This is a genomic window from Enterococcus sp. AZ191 (assembly GCF_051713845.1).
Classification (GTDB): Bacteria; Bacillota; Bacilli; order Lactobacillales; family Enterococcaceae; genus Enterococcus_B; species Enterococcus_B durans.
This window is the reverse complement of sequence record NZ_JBIOQS010000001.1, coordinates 558136-574189: the sequence shown is the minus strand read 5'-3', so window position 1 is coordinate 574189 and position 16054 is coordinate 558136. Positions and strand designations below refer to the sequence as shown.

At 37.3% G+C, this 16054-nt stretch carries 14 protein-coding genes; 4 read left to right on the top strand and 10 right to left on the bottom strand.

What is annotated here, in order from left to right:
• Positions 1 to 117 precede the first annotated feature (117 nt).
• Genes csn2 through cas9 form a run of 4 tightly spaced genes read right to left on the bottom strand, consistent with a single transcriptional unit; the run spans position 118 to position 5957 of the window.
• Positions 118 to 762: a type II-A CRISPR-associated protein Csn2 gene (gene csn2 / locus IGI47_RS02805; protein WP_438783255.1), complete on the bottom strand. Its 645-nt coding sequence runs from the start codon at positions 760 to 762 to the stop codon at positions 118 to 120.
• Entirely contained in the window at positions 752 to 1096 is a 345-nt protein-coding gene (gene cas2 / locus IGI47_RS02800) for a CRISPR-associated endonuclease Cas2 (protein WP_311930869.1), read from the bottom strand. The genes csn2 and cas2 overlap by 11 nt, the downstream gene beginning before the upstream one ends.
• A complete protein-coding gene (gene cas1, locus IGI47_RS02795; protein ID WP_438783254.1) occupies positions 1093 to 1959 on the bottom strand; it encodes a type II CRISPR-associated endonuclease Cas1 in 867 nt (288 codons plus the stop codon). The genes cas2 and cas1 overlap by 4 nt, the downstream gene beginning before the upstream one ends.
• Positions 1941 to 5957 (bottom strand): type II CRISPR RNA-guided endonuclease Cas9, encoded by a 4017-nt coding sequence (gene cas9 / locus IGI47_RS02790; RefSeq protein WP_438783253.1) that lies wholly within the window; start codon positions 5955 to 5957, stop codon positions 1941 to 1943. The genes cas1 and cas9 overlap by 19 nt, the downstream gene beginning before the upstream one ends.
• 672 nt (positions 5958 to 6629) lie before the next feature.
• Between cas9 and IGI47_RS02785 the strand changes: the two genes are divergently transcribed.
• Positions 6630 to 6758 (top strand): hypothetical protein, encoded by a 129-nt coding sequence (locus tag IGI47_RS02785; protein ID WP_005877894.1) that lies wholly within the window; start codon positions 6630 to 6632, stop codon positions 6756 to 6758.
• Positions 6759 to 6812: 54 nt separating this feature from the next.
• Entirely contained in the window at positions 6813 to 8507 is a 1695-nt protein-coding gene (locus IGI47_RS02780; RefSeq protein ID WP_438783252.1) for an oleate hydratase, read from the top strand.
• A gap of 345 nt (positions 8508 to 8852) precedes the next feature.
• Here IGI47_RS02780 and IGI47_RS02775 read toward each other — a convergent pair whose 3' ends face one another.
• Positions 8853 to 9704 (bottom strand): hypothetical protein, encoded by an 852-nt coding sequence (locus IGI47_RS02775; RefSeq protein WP_438783251.1) that lies wholly within the window; start codon positions 9702 to 9704, stop codon positions 8853 to 8855.
• Between the two features lie 249 nt (positions 9705 to 9953).
• On the opposite strand from IGI47_RS02775, the gene IGI47_RS02770 reads away from it, so the two are divergent.
• Both IGI47_RS02770 and IGI47_RS02765 read left to right on the top strand, forming a co-directional pair.
• Positions 9954 to 11087: an alcohol dehydrogenase catalytic domain-containing protein gene (locus IGI47_RS02770; RefSeq protein ID WP_438783250.1), complete on the top strand. Its 1134-nt coding sequence runs from the start codon at positions 9954 to 9956 to the stop codon at positions 11085 to 11087.
• A gap of 26 nt (positions 11088 to 11113) precedes the next feature.
• Positions 11114 to 11428 carry a YrhK family protein gene (locus IGI47_RS02765; protein WP_005877900.1) on the top strand — a complete coding sequence of 105 codons (315 nt, stop codon included), beginning with the start codon at positions 11114 to 11116 and terminating at the stop codon, positions 11426 to 11428.
• A gap of 322 nt (positions 11429 to 11750) precedes the next feature.
• Here the strand turns inward: IGI47_RS02765 and IGI47_RS02760 are convergent, their stop codons facing one another.
• The 5 genes from IGI47_RS02760 to IGI47_RS02740 all read right to left on the bottom strand — a co-directional run bounded on the left by IGI47_RS02760 (position 11751) and on the right by IGI47_RS02740 (position 15889).
• Positions 11751 to 12218, bottom strand: coding sequence for a GNAT family N-acetyltransferase (locus IGI47_RS02760; protein WP_311930877.1), 468 nt, complete (start codon positions 12216 to 12218; stop codon positions 11751 to 11753).
• A 168-nt stretch (positions 12219 to 12386) separates the two neighbouring features.
• Positions 12387 to 13640: a PTS sugar transporter subunit IIC gene (locus IGI47_RS02755; RefSeq protein ID WP_438783249.1), complete on the bottom strand. Its 1254-nt coding sequence runs from the start codon at positions 13638 to 13640 to the stop codon at positions 12387 to 12389.
• Between the two features lie 34 nt (positions 13641 to 13674).
• Positions 13675 to 13992 (bottom strand): PTS lactose/cellobiose transporter subunit IIA, encoded by a 318-nt coding sequence (locus tag IGI47_RS02750; RefSeq protein WP_311930878.1) that lies wholly within the window; start codon positions 13990 to 13992, stop codon positions 13675 to 13677.
• 20 nt (positions 13993 to 14012) lie between these two features.
• A complete protein-coding gene (locus IGI47_RS02745; RefSeq protein ID WP_005877911.1) occupies positions 14013 to 14333 on the bottom strand; it encodes a PTS sugar transporter subunit IIB in 321 nt (106 codons plus the stop codon).
• A gap of 566 nt (positions 14334 to 14899) precedes the next feature.
• Positions 14900 to 15889 (bottom strand): aldo/keto reductase, encoded by a 990-nt coding sequence (locus IGI47_RS02740; protein ID WP_438783248.1) that lies wholly within the window; start codon positions 15887 to 15889, stop codon positions 14900 to 14902.
• Positions 15890 to 16054 lie beyond the last annotated feature (165 nt).

The window sequence follows — 16054 nt, the reverse complement described above, 5'->3', positions numbered from 1 at the left end:
AGAAAATTTTTTCTACGTGATTTATCACCGAACTACTCGTCCATAGCAAAACTTTCGTCTTAAATACTGAATGACTGCTTTAAGTCATTTGTTCTTAAGTTCATTTTAGCATAGTTTTTATGTCAAAAAATAGTCTTTATCTAAAACTCTTTGAGGGACTCCCTCAATTTTACGTGGTTCAAGAAATAAAACATCCATGTTGTACAAAGAGATGTAATTTTGTATCTCCAATAGCTCCTTTAAAGTAAAATAAGCGCATGTATTGACGAAAACTAGTAATTTCTTTTTAGAGAGATATTTGTACACTTGCAATATCTCCAACATTTTCTCAAAGATGGTATCACTGTGCGTTTCAATTTTTACACCAAGCGCTTTAAACAGTTCCAATACCCTGATTTCATCACTTTCCAAATCCAATTCATGATCTAATAACTCGTAGTCGATCAATTCGCTGAGCGTAGTGGTCAATTTGTCGATCATGGATTTTACTTCAACTTTTTCATTCAACTGTTGCTCCAGATCTGCATAGATCAATTTTAAAACTGGTACTGAATTTACATCAAATCCTAAAATATCCGTCACGACCATTATTTCTGTTGCTTTCAATTTTTGATACTGGTCGTTGAATAATTTCAACTCTCCTTCTTCATATCTATAAAGACATTTAGTGAGATTGGCAAATACTGCTACATCTTCAATAACGAAGAATGTGCCTTTTTCAATTTTTACTGGTTGATCCAGTATTGGAAAATTAAGATTCATCATCTGCATCCTCCCCAAGAAACACCACACGCTGATCAGAATTAGCTGTACTAACCTCCCTCACACCATTCAAATAAACCATTCGTGCAAATTGTTTTTCCGTAACCGTCAATAACGTGATCAATCCCTTTTTAGGATTATTGGTTCTTAATCGTCCCAACATTGCTTTGTTCGCAGTATCATTCAGCAACAACTTACTGTATACAGAGAACTGGTGCATAATAAACCCTTCACTTAATAAAAATTTTCTAAATCTTCGATAAGCTTTACGGTCGTCACTGGTATCAGTGGGCATGTCAAACATCAATATCATTCTCATATAGCGATAGCTCATATCCTAAATTGAGGAACTCCTTTCAGATCATTGTTTAACACCTTGACTACCTTGTTAGTATAATCAGCCACGATGTTGGTCAAAAACATTTCTTTCTTACCATACAGATACTTTTCCGAGAACAAATCAAACAATCTTCTTTTGATAATCGGAAATTCTTTTTCTCGATACGCAAATACGATTTGATCCACTAAAGGACGAAACGGTTCCATCAAATCACTTGCGAGATTAAAATCATTGAACTGATTGGCATGCTTCAAGCCAAATTGTGTCATACAACCATTCTTAACGATTTCCCTTGCAAATAGGCTCATTAGTAGAGTATAGCCATAGTTTAAGCTAGCAGTTAGTTCAGTAGCGGACTCCCGCGAAAACTTAGTACCAAACAATGTTTGAAAATAGATTCTCGCTGAATGGCCTTCTCGATTTGTGGGATCAAATATTTCTAATCCATTTTTTAAAGTTGATAAAGCTTCCGCTTTTTCATGAAAGCCATTTGCTTGCAAAAGGTTATACTGGTTTTGGATTTTTTGCGCAATGATGTCTGTCCAAACAGTTCCTTTTAACTCTGGCGTCCATTGAATTTGCTTTGGCAATTGCAAACTGCTGTCATGTCTTCCATAAAATGGCAGTAGTTTCGCCGTTGGTAGTCGTTTATCATCACAGAAGATCACTAAGATTTTTTCATCCATCAGGCGTTTCACCAACATCGTCGTCAATGTGATATCGGTTGTTTCTAACACTAAAATATCGATTTCCGAAAGATGGATCTTCTCAATCTTTTGCGCAGTTTTAAAAATCAAATGATTGTTCGTATAGGTCAACTTCGAATGCGTATTGATGATTACTGTTCGCCATCCCATAGAGTCGCCATCCTTGTCCTAGTTTCTCGTAGTCCAGTAATTGATTGATAGATAATCGTTGATTCCCATATTTCTGTTAAACTCGTATAACGTTTTCTCGGAATGATCACATCAAAAAACTTGAAATCTGCAGGAGCCCCCATCGCATTTAACTGCATTAGATTGACAAAATATTGCGCTAGACTTTGAACAGTTGACCCTTGGTTTTGCTCAAATAATTCAACGATTTTTTCTGTATTTTTAGCAGCTATCGTATATCTGTTCGAAAAATCGATTACCTGATCTAGGATCTCACGAAATTCAGAGAGATGATCGTTTACATAGTCAAAACTTTCTTTATGGGCGATTTCATCGTAGTGTTGGGCATGGTAAAGCAATGTCACCAATTTTTCTGGTAAAATAAATGAATTGGCTTTTTGTGTTTCCTTGTGGCTAGCAACCATTCTTCGCCGTCCATTTTCTAATTCATACAATGTATACTTGGGCAGTTTGATAAACTTGGTAACATTTGAGTATCCTTTATTACTTAAAAAGCCAATTGGGTCTTGTTCAAATAAGGACTGCTCCATAATAGTGATTCCTTCGATTGCTTTAGCTTTTTTGCGTGCCTTTCCTTTTTCGTAAATAAACGCAACTGCATAAGCCACCACTGGACTGCCAAATCCACCATATCTCGAAACATCCCAGCCATTTTTCCTTTGGATCAGTTTATCTGGTTTTCCTTTCGGATTTACCGTTTCTTTGTAAAAACCACCTGTTTGTACTTCGACTTTTTTGACGATATTGACTTGATGTGAGCTGATGACCTTTTTGATCTGCGGAATATGTCTTGCTTTATCCCAGAAAATCTCGCCATTTTCATCATAAGAGTATTCTTCTTTTTCAAAAAATCTTAGAATATTCGAATAAAATTCTTTTTTCGCCGTTGCTTTATTTTCTGTTGCCAAATTGAATTTAGTATAATTTCCATACACAAATTCAGGTTCAAGTTTTGGATATTTTTTGAGTAACGCAATTGCTACTACCCCATTCAAATATGCATCATGTGCATGGTGATGGTTGTTGATTTCTCGCACTTTATGGATGCCAAAAGTTTTTCGAAACTGACTGACTAAGGATGATTTTAAGGTGATGATCCGAATACCTTTATCCTTGCTTTCTTCTGATTGATTGAAGTATTGATCCAAAATAGCAGCAACATGCTTAGTGATCTGTCTCGTTTCCACTAATTGCCGTTGAATAAATCGTGCCTTGTCTTCAAGTGTCAACTCCATTTTAGTCAAATAAGTGAGTTTTTTTTCGCTGATCAAGTTGGCTCTAAATAGTTTTTCCCAGTAGTTTCTCATGCGAATAACAACTTTTTCGTCTGGAACATTATCGATTTTCAGACGATTTTCTTTAGAGGATACCAATACTTTATTATCGATCGAGTTATCCACGATAAAGCTTCTTGGAACGATGTGATCAATATCGTATTCCGAAAGTCGATCAATATCTAAGGCTTCTCCTGTATACATATCTTTACCGTTTTGCAAATAGTAAAGATATAAACGGTCTTTTTGAAGTGCCTGATTGTCTACGGGTTGCTCTTTTAATAGAGGGCTATCAAAGTTTTTTAATGCTTCTTCCAATGATCTCAACCGTGGTTTTGATCGGTTTCTTCCACCAGTCGTTGTTTGATTCTCTCGAGCCATCTCAACTACGATATTTTGGGGGGTGTAGCCAATGATTTCAATCAATTCTTCAACGATCTTAAGTGTTTGCCAGATACCTTTTTTGATTGCTGGGCTGCCTGGGAGCGCCTCGACCACTTCTAGTAATGACTGATTACCTACCAAAGCCAGTTCGTTTGCTAATTCTTCTTTGAACGATAGACTGTCATCATTGATCAATTGCATAAAGTTGCGATTACGATTGTAAGGAAAATCATCATCATCGATCAGATAATCAAGGATCGTTTTATTCGTTTTCTTGTCTCTGATCCCATTGATCAATCGTTCAGACAAACGTCCCCAACCAGTGTAATGTTTCTTTACTAATTTTTTAAAGAATCCGTCCCCCAAGACACTCTGATATTTTTTCAGTTGTGTTCGGATCATTTCACGATCTTCAAAAATAGTGAGTATCTTCACGATATCTTCGAACATTGCGTTCATTTCAGGCTGTTCTAGCAACTCTACTACTCTTTCTGTATTGGGTTTTGCTAGATCCAAAAAATCATGGTATGTCGCATAGGAGGAATTGAATGCTTTATCAACCCCTAAAATTTCTGCATCTTCGATATTGTAGTTAGCAGAAAGAAACTGTTGTAGTTTCTTCACCGTTACTTTTCGTTGTTTTTGAAAAAGTTCTTTGAATATTTCACGTTTTTCTTTACTTGAAAATTGGTGTTTTATCCCTCGTTCATCCTTATAGGCTATCTTGGTTAGCTCATTGAATATAGTGTATTTTTGGTAAAGTATACTATGTTTAGGCAACACTTTTTCTGTTGGAAGGTACGTATCATAATTGATCATTCGTTGGATGAATTTCATTGCTGAAGCACTGTAATCAATCACTTCTGTTGCATTCCATGGCGTTACTTTCTCAGGTGTTTTTCTTTCCAACCACGCAAATGAACTGGTTTCTTCACCTTGTGCCAAAGGACCTACATAGTAAGGAATGCGGAAAGTCAGCAAATGGATCATTTTATCACGTGCTTCTTCTAAAAACGGGTAGTATGGCTTTTGTCGTTCAATGATTGCCTTGAGTTCGGTTAAGTGTACTTGATGAGGAATGACACCATTCGCGGTCGTTCGTTGTTTCAATAAAAAATTTTCCTGATCGACTTTTTCCATGAAACGCTCGCTACCTGCGACACCATTCAATTCTTTTTTGAGAAATTTATAAAAGTCCTCTTGCGTTGTTTTTCCATCAATATAGCCAGCGTAACCGTTTTTTGAACTGTCTTTGAAAAAAATTGCTGTTTTTTCAGGAAGGTTGGCCTTCACGAACTGTTTTAGTTCTTCTAAGTCTTTTTTATGGCTGTCATACCGCTCGATCATTCCCAATGATAATTTTGCTTTTGAGTTCTGTTTTTTCGTTGAGAGGATGTCTGAAAGTAAAATAGCGTCATATACCTTTTTTGCCTGAAGAAATACATCACGAAATTCTTCGTCACTTTTTTCTAAGAGACTTTCAATCTCTTCTTCATAACTTTCTTTCGATAGTTGGATTTTAGCCTCTTCATCCAAGTCAAAAACTTGTTTGAAATTCCCTTGATTCCCCACGATCAATTTTAAGAATTGAGCAAAGCATCCATTAGTCTTTTCCGTAGGATAGTACTGAAGAATTTTCTCTACTTTTTTAGTTTTAGAAAGTTTTTCCGTCAGAATCGCAGCAATACCTTCGTAGAAAGCACTGGCTTGTTCAAATTTTTCATTATAGATCTCAAGAAAGTCTTTAAATGTTTCTTCCACAGAAGTATTTTCTGTATCCAATTCTCCTTCAAATAAAAAATGGCCACGGTATTTGATGATATGTGCTAAAGCAAGATACACCAATCGGATGTCTGCTTTTTCCGTTGAATCAGCTAATTTCTGACGCAAGTGATAAATTGTTGGGTATGTTTGATAATACGATTTTTCTTCTGCCATTGTGGGGAAGATCGGAAAACGAGTATACTGTTTGTCCTCTGGATTCAAAAAGCTTTCGTCCAATCGTACAAAAAAATTGGTATCTATTTTCAAGATATCTTCTGCAAAGATTTTTTGCAATTCCAATATACGGTATCTTCTGCGCATCAATCTTCGGCGTGTTGTCCGTTTACTTCTTCTAGCTTCAGCTGTTTGCCCTTCGTCAAACAAACGTGCACCCCAAAAATTCTTTTTCACCTTTTTCTTCTCGGTATTTCCATGGATAGACATTTTCTTTGCCATCAAGCGATACTCATCTGTGATGACCGCCCAACCTACTGAATTCGTTCCAATGTCTAATCCTATCGTATAATCCTTTGCCATTCACTCTTCACCCTCTCATTTCTGATCAAAACTGCAAAAATTCTGATTGTCCATTCTTGGAAGAATCCGCTCCTATATTTTTATTTCTATGTAAACTTTTGTGTTCTACCACTTGTAACCGCTCTAAATTTTGGTATAATAAAATTGTTGGTAGCATTCAAATCAACATAGCAAGTTAAAATAAGGCATTGTCCGTATCCAGCTTTGAAAGCAAGCACTGTTCTCGGTGCTTTTTTATTTTGTTCACCAATCATGACTTTTCAGATAATTTTATATTTATACTATAACACAAACAAATTTTATAATATTTGTTTTTTTGCATTCACTAGATGAAATATCAAAGACCACGTACCTTTACTGGAATTAAACAACTTATGTTTTTTTAATCTCTTTTCCCTCTTTCTTTTTATTTTAAAAAACACCTGAGATAAATAACGAATTGATGCTTTCGATATACCTCTTCTCCTTTACTGATCCTCTCTCCTATCCTGATAGATTTTCTTCCCATAAAAAATGATTTTCCTTCTACACACTTTTTTATTAAATTCAGACACAATGAACAATCTGTCAAAATCACCTAATTTCTCTTACCCTATCATTTGGCAATTTCTCCAAAAGAAACTATCCTTTTAGTTAGATAGACGTGACAAAAATTTAAAGGAGGATTTTCTTATGAGCAAAAAATTGATCAAAATCGGTGTTGGATTAGGTTTATTGGCATTAGGTGCTGTATATCTAGGAAAGAAAACTGGATTGCTCGAAGACGACAGCCATCTATACGATGAATACGAATCAATCTAACAAATCGAAGAAAGTCGTTAGTCCATTCACTTGTAAAATACTGGAGGAATCACAATGAGAAAAAGTAAAGCAATTATGATTGGCGCAGGTATCGCCAATATGGCAGCTGCGGTTTATTTGATTCAAGAAGGCAAATGGAATGGTGATCAGATTACATTTTATTCTTTAGATGATCATGGTTCAAATGATGGTGCTCCAACAGATACTGTCACAGATGAATACTGGAATAAAAATCATCCCTTAGAAAATCAAAAAGGTTATGTCGCTCGTGGTGGACGAATGTTGAATTATCGAACTTATGTGGATCTGATGGATCTATTAAGTCGCATTCCTTCTGCAACGGAACCAGGCATGACTGCGGCAGAAGATACTAGAGATTTTGATGCAAAACATCGGACATTTGACAAAGCACGTTTGATGGAAGGGGGAAAAGGAATCATTGATGGCGGAAAACTTGGTTTCAATAACAAAGACCGTTTGTTATTAACAAAATTGATCGCTATGCCTGATTCAGAAGAAGAAAAATTGGACAATGTGACAATCGAAGAATATTTCAAAGATGACCCCCATTTCTTTGAAACAAACTTCTGGTTCATGTGGGAAACAACATTTGCTTTCCGTACTTGTAGCTCTGCTCAAGAACTCCGTCGCTACATGCACCAAATGATCTATGAATTTACTCAAATCGAGCATCTGGTCGGCGTAAACCGGACTCGTTATAACCAATATGAAAGCATCATGTTGCCACTCATCAATTATTTAAAAGCTCAAGGATGTCAAATCATTTTAAATCGTCGCGTAATCGATTGGGAATTCAAAGAAACACCTATGCAAGTTGAAATTACCGTTACAGGATTGAAAATGATCAATACCCTTACTGATGAAGAGGAATATGTAGCAGTTGATAGTGATACAGCTGTTCTTTTCACAAACGGTTCAATCACTGACTCCGCAACACTAGGGGACTATGAAACCCCCGCTGTTGAAAATATGGATTACGGTGCAGCTTCTAGCTTATGGAAAAAAGCAAGCGAACGTTTTTATAATGTAGGCAATCCCGATAAATTTTTCGCAGATCGTGATGCAAGTGAATGGGTCAGCTTCACTTTGACAACAAAAGATCATTTATTATTGAACGAAATCACTCGAATCACTACGCAAGTTCCAGGAAATGCGTTGAATTCCTTTATCTCTACCACACCGATCACACCATTAGGTCAAAAAGACGTCAATATGTCGATCGTTGTGCATCATCAACCACATTTCACTTCACAAAAACCAAATGAAACTGTCATTTGGGGATACTTCTTATGCCCAAGACGCCGTGGAGAATTTGTGGATAAACAATATATCAAGATGAATGGGAAAGAAATGTTGGAAGAATTGATCGGCCAACTATCCAAAGTCGATCCTGGTCCAGAAAATATCCGCACAAAAGAAAAAGAAATCTTTGCTAGTGTCGTCAACAATATCCCAGTATATATGCCATACGCGTCTGCTTTATTCAACAATCGAGCAAAAAGCGACCGTCCAAAAGTCATTCCACAACATTCAACAAACTTAGCATTCACTGGTGAATTCGTTGAACAACCTTATCAAATGATCTTTACGGAACAAAGCGCTGTCCGTTCCGGAGAAATAGCAGCCTTCCACTTTGCCGGAATCCCAATGTCCCGTTTAGTCAAAACCCCACGTTACGATAAAGACATTCCAACGCTTATGCGTGCGGCAAAGAAAATGTTTGACTAAGGTTGTGAAAAGAGCGTCTTGCCCCGAGCACTAGTAAGAAAAAATGAAAAATTGCTCCTCATATTTTGCATTTTTTTGAGCTGGGGCCGAGGGGGTGCTCTTTGAACACCGTCTATTTGGGTCAAGGAAAGATGTTTCTCTAAATCGTGAAAAACTAGTGATTCAACTCCCCCATTTTTGAATCTTTTAACTAGTAGCGTACTTTTAGCCCCTGATTTCTATGGACTGTTATGCAAAGAAGCGAACCTATTCTCTCCAGAATATGCTCGCTTCTTTCATTTTGTTGATTTGTTCTACTATCTATAATTGCTCTATTGTTGGAACAAAATACATTTATTCTCTCAGTTACTTTGGAACTCGTTCTTTTTTCTTATATCGTGCAAAACTGTATAGCCCAAGGATCACACCAAGGCTAGCAACGATTCCTCCTGAAATGACAAAATAGGAAAGAACGGTTTGAATATAGCTAGCCATCAATACCTGAACAGCTTGGGATCTAAATTCCAGATTTTGCGACAAATGACTCATGTAAAGAGCACCAGCAACTATGAGTAGCACACCGCCTACGACCCCCAGTTGCAAAGAAGTATACCGTATGAAACGACCAATATTTTTTCTTGATAAAAGAATGATAATGAGTTGGAAGACAAGAAAGATACTAAGCATAATCAGAAAAAGAAAATCGCCTTTCTCCCTCGTTTCGATCATATTATGAATAAAGTAAAAGAGATAATAACTCCCTGCTGTTCGCTGAAATTGATTCACCAAGGTCACTTTCATTGTTTCGATCTTATTTTTTTCCGTCTCATCCAACGTCAATTGATGCTCTTGTATGTATGATTGAAGCACACTGTCTATTTTCTCTGTTACCTCCGTTGTTTCACTTACCTTACGTTTGCTCCCTGTATATGTATCATGGATGAATACTTTGATTGACTGTTCGATAAACGCTTTTGGGATCGAAGTAGCGATGACTTTTGCATATTCGCTTTCTTCCAAATTATCTTCTCGAAAATTTTGACTGATTTCATTTGCAACAAGTTGACTGTACTCTATTTTTTTCGTTTGTTCGAGTAAAAAAGACTGATTAAAAAAAGTTCCTTTGACAATTCCTAAAGAAATCGTTCCTAATAAAGAAACCGTACAAATCAGTAATAAAACCCCTAACCTGATGCGGGATGTTTTCTCTTCTTCCATTGATTCCCTCCTTTTATGGATATACATTTGATCATAAACGTTATTTTAATAAAACGAATACATCTATCTTACTATTATACTAGCATAACTTTGTTATCTCAATCATAACAAAGTTATTTTAATTGTCACTTTCTATTTTGAACAAGCATTTTATTATCAATATGGTCAAGCCTCCTTTAGAATGAAAGTAGATTACACCTAGAAATAATGATTGGTTGCTACCTGTTCTTGATGAGAGGAGATTTTTTTATGAAAGCTGTTACTTGGCAAGGCAAACAAAAAATGGAGATTCGAAATGTTGAGGATCCCAAAATTTTAGAACCAACCGATGCGATTATCCGTATCACCGCTACAGCAATTTGTGGCTCCGATCTGCATCTTTATCATCATGGTGAAGCTGTTTTGGAAAAAGGATATGTCGTAGGTCATGAACCGATGGGCATCGTTGAAGAAGTTGGTTCTGCTGTTACCAAGTTAAAAAAGGGCCAACGTGTGGTCATCCCCTTTAACATCAGTTGTGGTCATTGCCACTTTTGTCTGAATGAAATGGAAAGTCAATGCGACCGTTCGAACTCTGATCAACTATATGGTGGATTATTTGGCTTTGGGAGTCTGAATGGCAACCATTGGGGTGGACAAGCAGAATATCTTAGAGTACCTTTTGCAGACACCACTTCTTTTATCGTACCAGACAACGACCTAGCAGATGAAAAAGTTCTTTTCTTATCTGATATTCTTCCTACAGCTTATTGGAGTGTTCAAAATGCGGGTGTGAGACAAGGCGATACAGTGATCGTCTTAGGGTCAGGACCTGTCGGATTATTTGCACAAAAATTTGCAACGATGGCAGGCGCTTCTCGCGTGATCGCAGTGGACCCTGTGCAACATCGAATCGATAAAGCAGGAAGATACAACAATGTAGAAACATTTCTCTTAGAGGATGTTCAAAATGCAGGTACTGACCTCTATGAATTAACAAAAGGCGGTGCGGATGTCATTATAGATTGTGTGGGAATGGATGGATTAGAACCAGTCAAAGAAAAGGCGAAAAATCTAGTTAGCTTACAAAGCGGAACGATTTCACCGATTCAGATTGCTGCAAAAGCAGCGAAAAAATTTGGAACTGTCCAAATCATAGGCGTTTACATGACTCCTGCTTCATCGTATCCTTTACAAGAATTTTTTATGCGAGATATTACTGTGAAACACGGTCAAGCGCCAGTCGTTCACTTGATGCCAAAAATCTACGAGATGATTACTGATAACCTGTTTGACCCAGCACAAATCATCACACATTCAATGCCCTTAGCAGATGCCGCACGCGCATATGAAATCTTTGACAAAAAAGAAGATAAAAATATCAAAGTTGTTTTGAAACCTTAGTTTTAATCAATAGTTAGGTGAGTTAAATGCCAGAAATCAAACGAAATACGCACGAAATAGATATTGGAAAAGAAGAAGATATCGAGATACGCGGTCAACGATTCCGTCTTTATTTTCAAAATCGTTATACTTTGCTTTCACTCGCAGTCGATTTTTTGACAGGAATCTTCTATATTTTTGGAAGTGTTGCTCTTCTGACAAAGATACCCGATCGTTACAGCACCTACTGCTATCTTGCAGGAGCAGTCTTTTTGACAGCACGCCCTATCTTAAAAATCATCCGTAATGTCTTTATCTACGATGAAAAAAAGAAAGAAAAACTTCAGCAAAATAAAACCTAAGTTTTTATTAGAGAGAAAAGTTATGTGTCACACCTATCCAAAATGGATAGCTATCGTTCTCTTGTTTCAAAAAAACACTTCTTTCCTTTATAAACAAGTAACCGTGTAATCTCGAAAGAGGCTGGGACAGAAGTGTTTAACTCCGAGAAATAAGCCGAAATCCACGAAAATTGCTTTTCAAATTTTTGTGGATTTCGGCTTATTTAAGAAGGAGTTGCTTCTACTCCCACCGTTTATTCGTTTTTAAAGAATGAGATAAAAGTGTTTCTTACTTTTGTCCCACGCCCTACGCGTTTTTTAGGCTGAGCTTTGCTATACTTCTTTAGTCTTCGGCAGTATCGATTTGATACATACGCACTGGTATTCCTTCGTTATCTTGAACCATTGCTAAAAACTCCCAATCATATCTTTCATAAAAATCAGTGTGATCCGTCACGAGATACAACCGTTCGATCCCCATATTTTTCATGTCTTTTCTAGCTAATATTAAAATTTCTTGTGCAATCCCCTGATTCCGATACTCTTTTTCTACAAATAAAGCACACAGATTAGGCGTTAAATCCGGACGATCATGAAAATCATTGTCGATGATCCCCGCACCAGCGATGATTTCTTCGTCTTCATTTAATACGATATACCACTGAGGAACTGGTTGTACTTTTGAGATGGCTTCATCAATACTTTCTTCATATACTGAATAGGGCAGATGCCATTTAGAAGAAAACCATTCCGCTGCCTGCTTTTTCCATTCGGGTCGTTCCCTTAACTTTATTAGTTGGTATCCTTTCATATTTCTCCCACTCCCATTCACATTTGCCCTATTATAGCATGCTTATTCGTGAACAACTCCCCTGTTGCTTTTTCCTTCCAAACAGCAAAGAAGATGAGATAAAAGTAAAGATCACTTTTATCTCATCTTCATATAAACTGAATTATCCTTATACTCGATAATCAATTATTAAGCGCTTAATTCTTCTTTTCGTCTTTCTTGGATCGTCGCTACTTTAACGAACGGTAGATAGATCAAGACTGACAATAGCAAGTTGACTACGGCTAAGATACCGCCAGAAATACTTTTCGTTGCTAAGACCCCGCCAATGATTGGTGGTGTTACCCATGGTGGCATTACTGTAGCTGCTGGAACTAGACCAGTAGAAGTAGCAAAGTAAGCTACAGATACTAAAACCATCGGTGTCAAGATGAACGGAATGAACATGATCGGGTTCAATACGATCGGCAAACCAAACATTGTTGGTTCATTAATGTTGAAGATACCTGGTGCGATCGACAAATTCGTCACGACCATGTATGGTTTGTTTCTGCGGCCAACTAAGTAAATCGCTAATAGAAGACCTAAAGTAGCTCCTGTACCACCTAAGTTAACAAAGCTGTCAAAGAAAGGTTTGTTAACGATGAATGGTGCGCTGTGTCCTGCGGCAATTGCATTCACATTTGCTTCAATTGCTGGTGCGTTGATTGTTTGCATCAATGGATCGACCATATTTGCACCATGTAAACCAAAGAACCATAAGAATGGTGTGATGAAAGCTAAAAGTAGTGCAGATGGGTAAGAGTTTGCTAATCCCATGAATGGTTCTTGAACAAGTGTATAGAATGCACCAACGATATCAGCCACGCCGAATGCAGCAAAGATTGCAGCAACCAATGCAAAGAATGAGATCGTGATCATTGCTGGTAATAGTGAAGCAAAAGCTTTCGCAACTGCTGGTGGTACACCATCAGGCATTTTGATGATCAATTTTTCATTTCCACTTAAACGAACAAAGATTTCTGTTGAAATAATCCCAACAATAATAGCAATAAATAAACCATTTGAGCTCATACCCAAAGCTCCGCCTAGAGCGAAGAATGATCCTAAAGAAATAACGCCGGCAGATACGCCGTCTTTACGATAACCGTTTGCTAAATGATAAGCGAGTAAGAAAGCAATCAAAACTGAAAGGATCGCAAAAGTTCCGTTCCAAGCTGATGTTCCGAATCCTTTCCAAGCTTCTCCACCAAAGATGGAATTCATCAATTCTTGGAATCCTGGAATCGGTAAATTATTGATCATTACCGCCAAAGCACCCAAGATCATTAATGGCATACTAACCATAAATGAGTCACGAATCGCAACTAAATGTCGCTGTGCCCCAATTTTAGATGCGACAGGTATAAAATGTTTCTCCATAAATGCAACAAATTTATCCATGTTTCTTTCCTCTTTTCTATTTTACCATTTCGATTTATACGTCTAAGCGACGGTATAGATCGATAATTTCTTTTGCTAAATCAGTAAAAGCAATCGAAGTCATCAGGTGATCTTGACTATGAACAGTCAATAATGTTACTTCCACATGATTCCCTTGAGCTTCTTGTGTCAGCATTTCTGTTTGAGAATGATGCGCTTGTACTAATGATTCTTCTGCATCTTTGATTTTTGCATCGGCTAATTCAAAATCGCCTTTTTTTGCAGCGGCAATCGCTTCCATTGCATCGCTTTTTGCATTTCCGCCAAACATGATCAATCCCATGATGGCTTCAAGATTTTTTTGATCCTCCATTGTGATGCCTCCAATCCTTCTTATTTATTGATTAACGATTCTGCTTGTTCCAATACTTTTGCACCATTCATCATTCCATAATCTTGCATATTGATAACATCCAAAGGAATACCTTTAGGTGCAAGTTTTTCAGCAAATTGATTTTGCATGAATCGTACTTGTGGACCTAATAATAAAACGTCTACATTTTTTGATTCTAATTGATTATCTGCATCGGATGCTGATACAGCAAAGATATCTGCTTCGACTCCTTTTTCTTCGGCTGCTTTTTGCATTTTTGTTACGAGTAGACTAGTACTCATTCCTGCTGAACATACTAACATAATTGTTTTCTTTTCCATATGGAACACTTCCCTTTCTTGTTTCTTACACTTTTATATAAAGCAAGTATCGTGCCAACTTTTAAAGCGCTTCACCCTTGATATAATAGCGTTTTCAATATTTTAGAGTGTACGTCCACATCAGTTTTTCTTTTACACACTAAAAATAGTGTGCAAAAAAAGAGATTTAGCCTCTTTTTGCGCTAATCTCCTAACACTATCTATCAATGTTTTACAGCTACGTGTGTGTTCTAGTGATGTTTTTCTTTCTATACTCACAAAATCAGTACTCTATGATAGTACTCCCGCAAAAAAATATCGCTAATTCATACAGCACGTTAAATGAAATAAACTACGCCTCGACGTTTTTTAAATCCCACTTCATAATCATGACAAAAAAAGGCTGGGACAGAAGTGTTTAACTACGAGAAATAAGAAGAAATTCACGAAAATTGCTTTTCAAATTTTTGTGGATTTCGGCTTATTTAAGAAGGAGTTGCTTTTGCTCCCACCGTTTATTCGTTTTTAAAGAATGAGACAAAAGTGTTTCTTACTTTTGTCCCACACTCAAACTGACTATTTTAGTCCTATTGTAAAATCGTTTCGATTTTATCCTCTTCTTCTGGTGAAAAATGGAGATTGTCCATCATTCGAACACTTTCTTGTAATTGACTTAGACGACTTGCTCCCACAAGCACGCTCGTCACTGACTCTTGCCTTAAATTCCAAGCTAATGCCATCTGCGCAAGAGACTGATTTCTTGTCTCAGCTAATTCTTGCAACAAAGTGATTTTATGCAAAGTAGGCGTTACTTGATTTTCTGAAAGAAATGGGATCTCTTTGCGATGCGCACGAGAATCTTCAGGAATCCCATTCAAGTAACGTTTTGTCAGCAGACCTTGAGCTAATGGGCTAAAAGTGATCGCTCCAAGGCCATTTTCTTCAAGTACAGGGGCTAGATCATCCTCTAGTAATTCTCTTGAAAACATGTTATAACGCATTTGGTGGATGATGAAAGGCGCCTCTTTTTTTCGAAGAATCTCTGTCATTTTCTGCGTATCTTCTCCATTATAGTTAGAGATCCCAACATACAGCGCTTTTCCTTGGCGAACCAGTTGCATCAATGCTTCTGCAGTCTCTTCCAAAGGTGTTTCAGGATCTGGACGATGGTGGTAAAAGATGTCCACATAATCAAGCTCCATTCGTTGCAAGCTTTGGTCACAACTTGCAATGATGGATTTACGTGAGCCCCACTCACCGTAAGGACCTTCCCACATATGGTACCCTGCTTTACTTGAGATGATCATTTCATCACGGTAAGCAGTAAAATCTTCTTTGAAGATCCGACCAAAGTTCTTTTCTGCAGCTCCAGCCGGTCCACCATAATTATTTGCTAAATCAAAATGAGTGATCCCCATGTCGAATGCACCTCTTAAAATCTCACGTTGATTACTGATTGGATCATGGTCCCCAAAATTTTGCCATAGCCCTAAGGACAATAGTGGTAGCTTCAATCCAGATTTTCCCGTTCTTCGATACGTCATTTTTTCGTAACGATCCTGTTTTGCTACATACATTGCTATCTCTCCTTTATCTTTTTAGCATAGTCACTTTAAAAAAGCGCTATCATTTTATTTGTTCATCGGTTTTCGATTTCCCAATGGCACCTCTGTCAAACAGCGTTCATCACCCTCCTATATAGACTGAGTGATTCTAGTTCAACTGTTACAGTTAATTATACC

Bases quoted from the DNA above. Each gene is read 5' to 3' on its own strand.
- csn2 (WP_438783255.1), bottom strand. From the start codon at position 762: ATGAATCTTAATTTTCCAATACTGGATCAACCAGTAAAAATTGAAAAA.
- cas2 (WP_311930869.1), bottom strand. From the start codon at position 1,096: ATGAGCTATCGCTATATGAGAATGATATTGATGTTTGACATGCCCACT.
- cas1 (WP_438783254.1), bottom strand. From the start codon at position 1,959: ATGGGATGGCGAACAGTAATCATCAATACGCATTCGAAGTTGACCTAT.
- cas9 (WP_438783253.1), bottom strand. From the start codon at position 5,957: ATGGCAAAGGATTATACGATAGGATTAGACATTGGAACGAATTCAGTA.
- IGI47_RS02785 (WP_005877894.1), top strand. From the start codon at position 6,630: ATGAGCAAAAAATTGATCAAAATCGGTGTTGGATTAGGTTTATTGGCA.
- IGI47_RS02780 (WP_438783252.1), top strand. From the start codon at position 6,813: ATGAGAAAAAGTAAAGCAATTATGATTGGCGCAGGTATCGCCAATATG.
- IGI47_RS02775 (WP_438783251.1), bottom strand. From the start codon at position 9,704: ATGGAAGAAGAGAAAACATCCCGCATCAGGTTAGGGGTTTTATTACTG.
- IGI47_RS02770 (WP_438783250.1), top strand. From the start codon at position 9,954: ATGAAAGCTGTTACTTGGCAAGGCAAACAAAAAATGGAGATTCGAAAT.
- IGI47_RS02765 (WP_005877900.1), top strand. From the start codon at position 11,114: ATGCCAGAAATCAAACGAAATACGCACGAAATAGATATTGGAAAAGAA.
- IGI47_RS02760 (WP_311930877.1), bottom strand. From the start codon at position 12,218: ATGAAAGGATACCAACTAATAAAGTTAAGGGAACGACCCGAATGGAAA.
- IGI47_RS02755 (WP_438783249.1), bottom strand. From the start codon at position 13,640: ATGGATAAATTTGTTGCATTTATGGAGAAACATTTTATACCTGTCGCA.
- IGI47_RS02750 (WP_311930878.1), bottom strand. From the start codon at position 13,992: ATGGAGGATCAAAAAAATCTTGAAGCCATCATGGGATTGATCATGTTT.
- IGI47_RS02745 (WP_005877911.1), bottom strand. From the start codon at position 14,333: ATGGAAAAGAAAACAATTATGTTAGTATGTTCAGCAGGAATGAGTACT.
- IGI47_RS02740 (WP_438783248.1), bottom strand. From the start codon at position 15,889: ATGTATGTAGCAAAACAGGATCGTTACGAAAAAATGACGTATCGAAGA.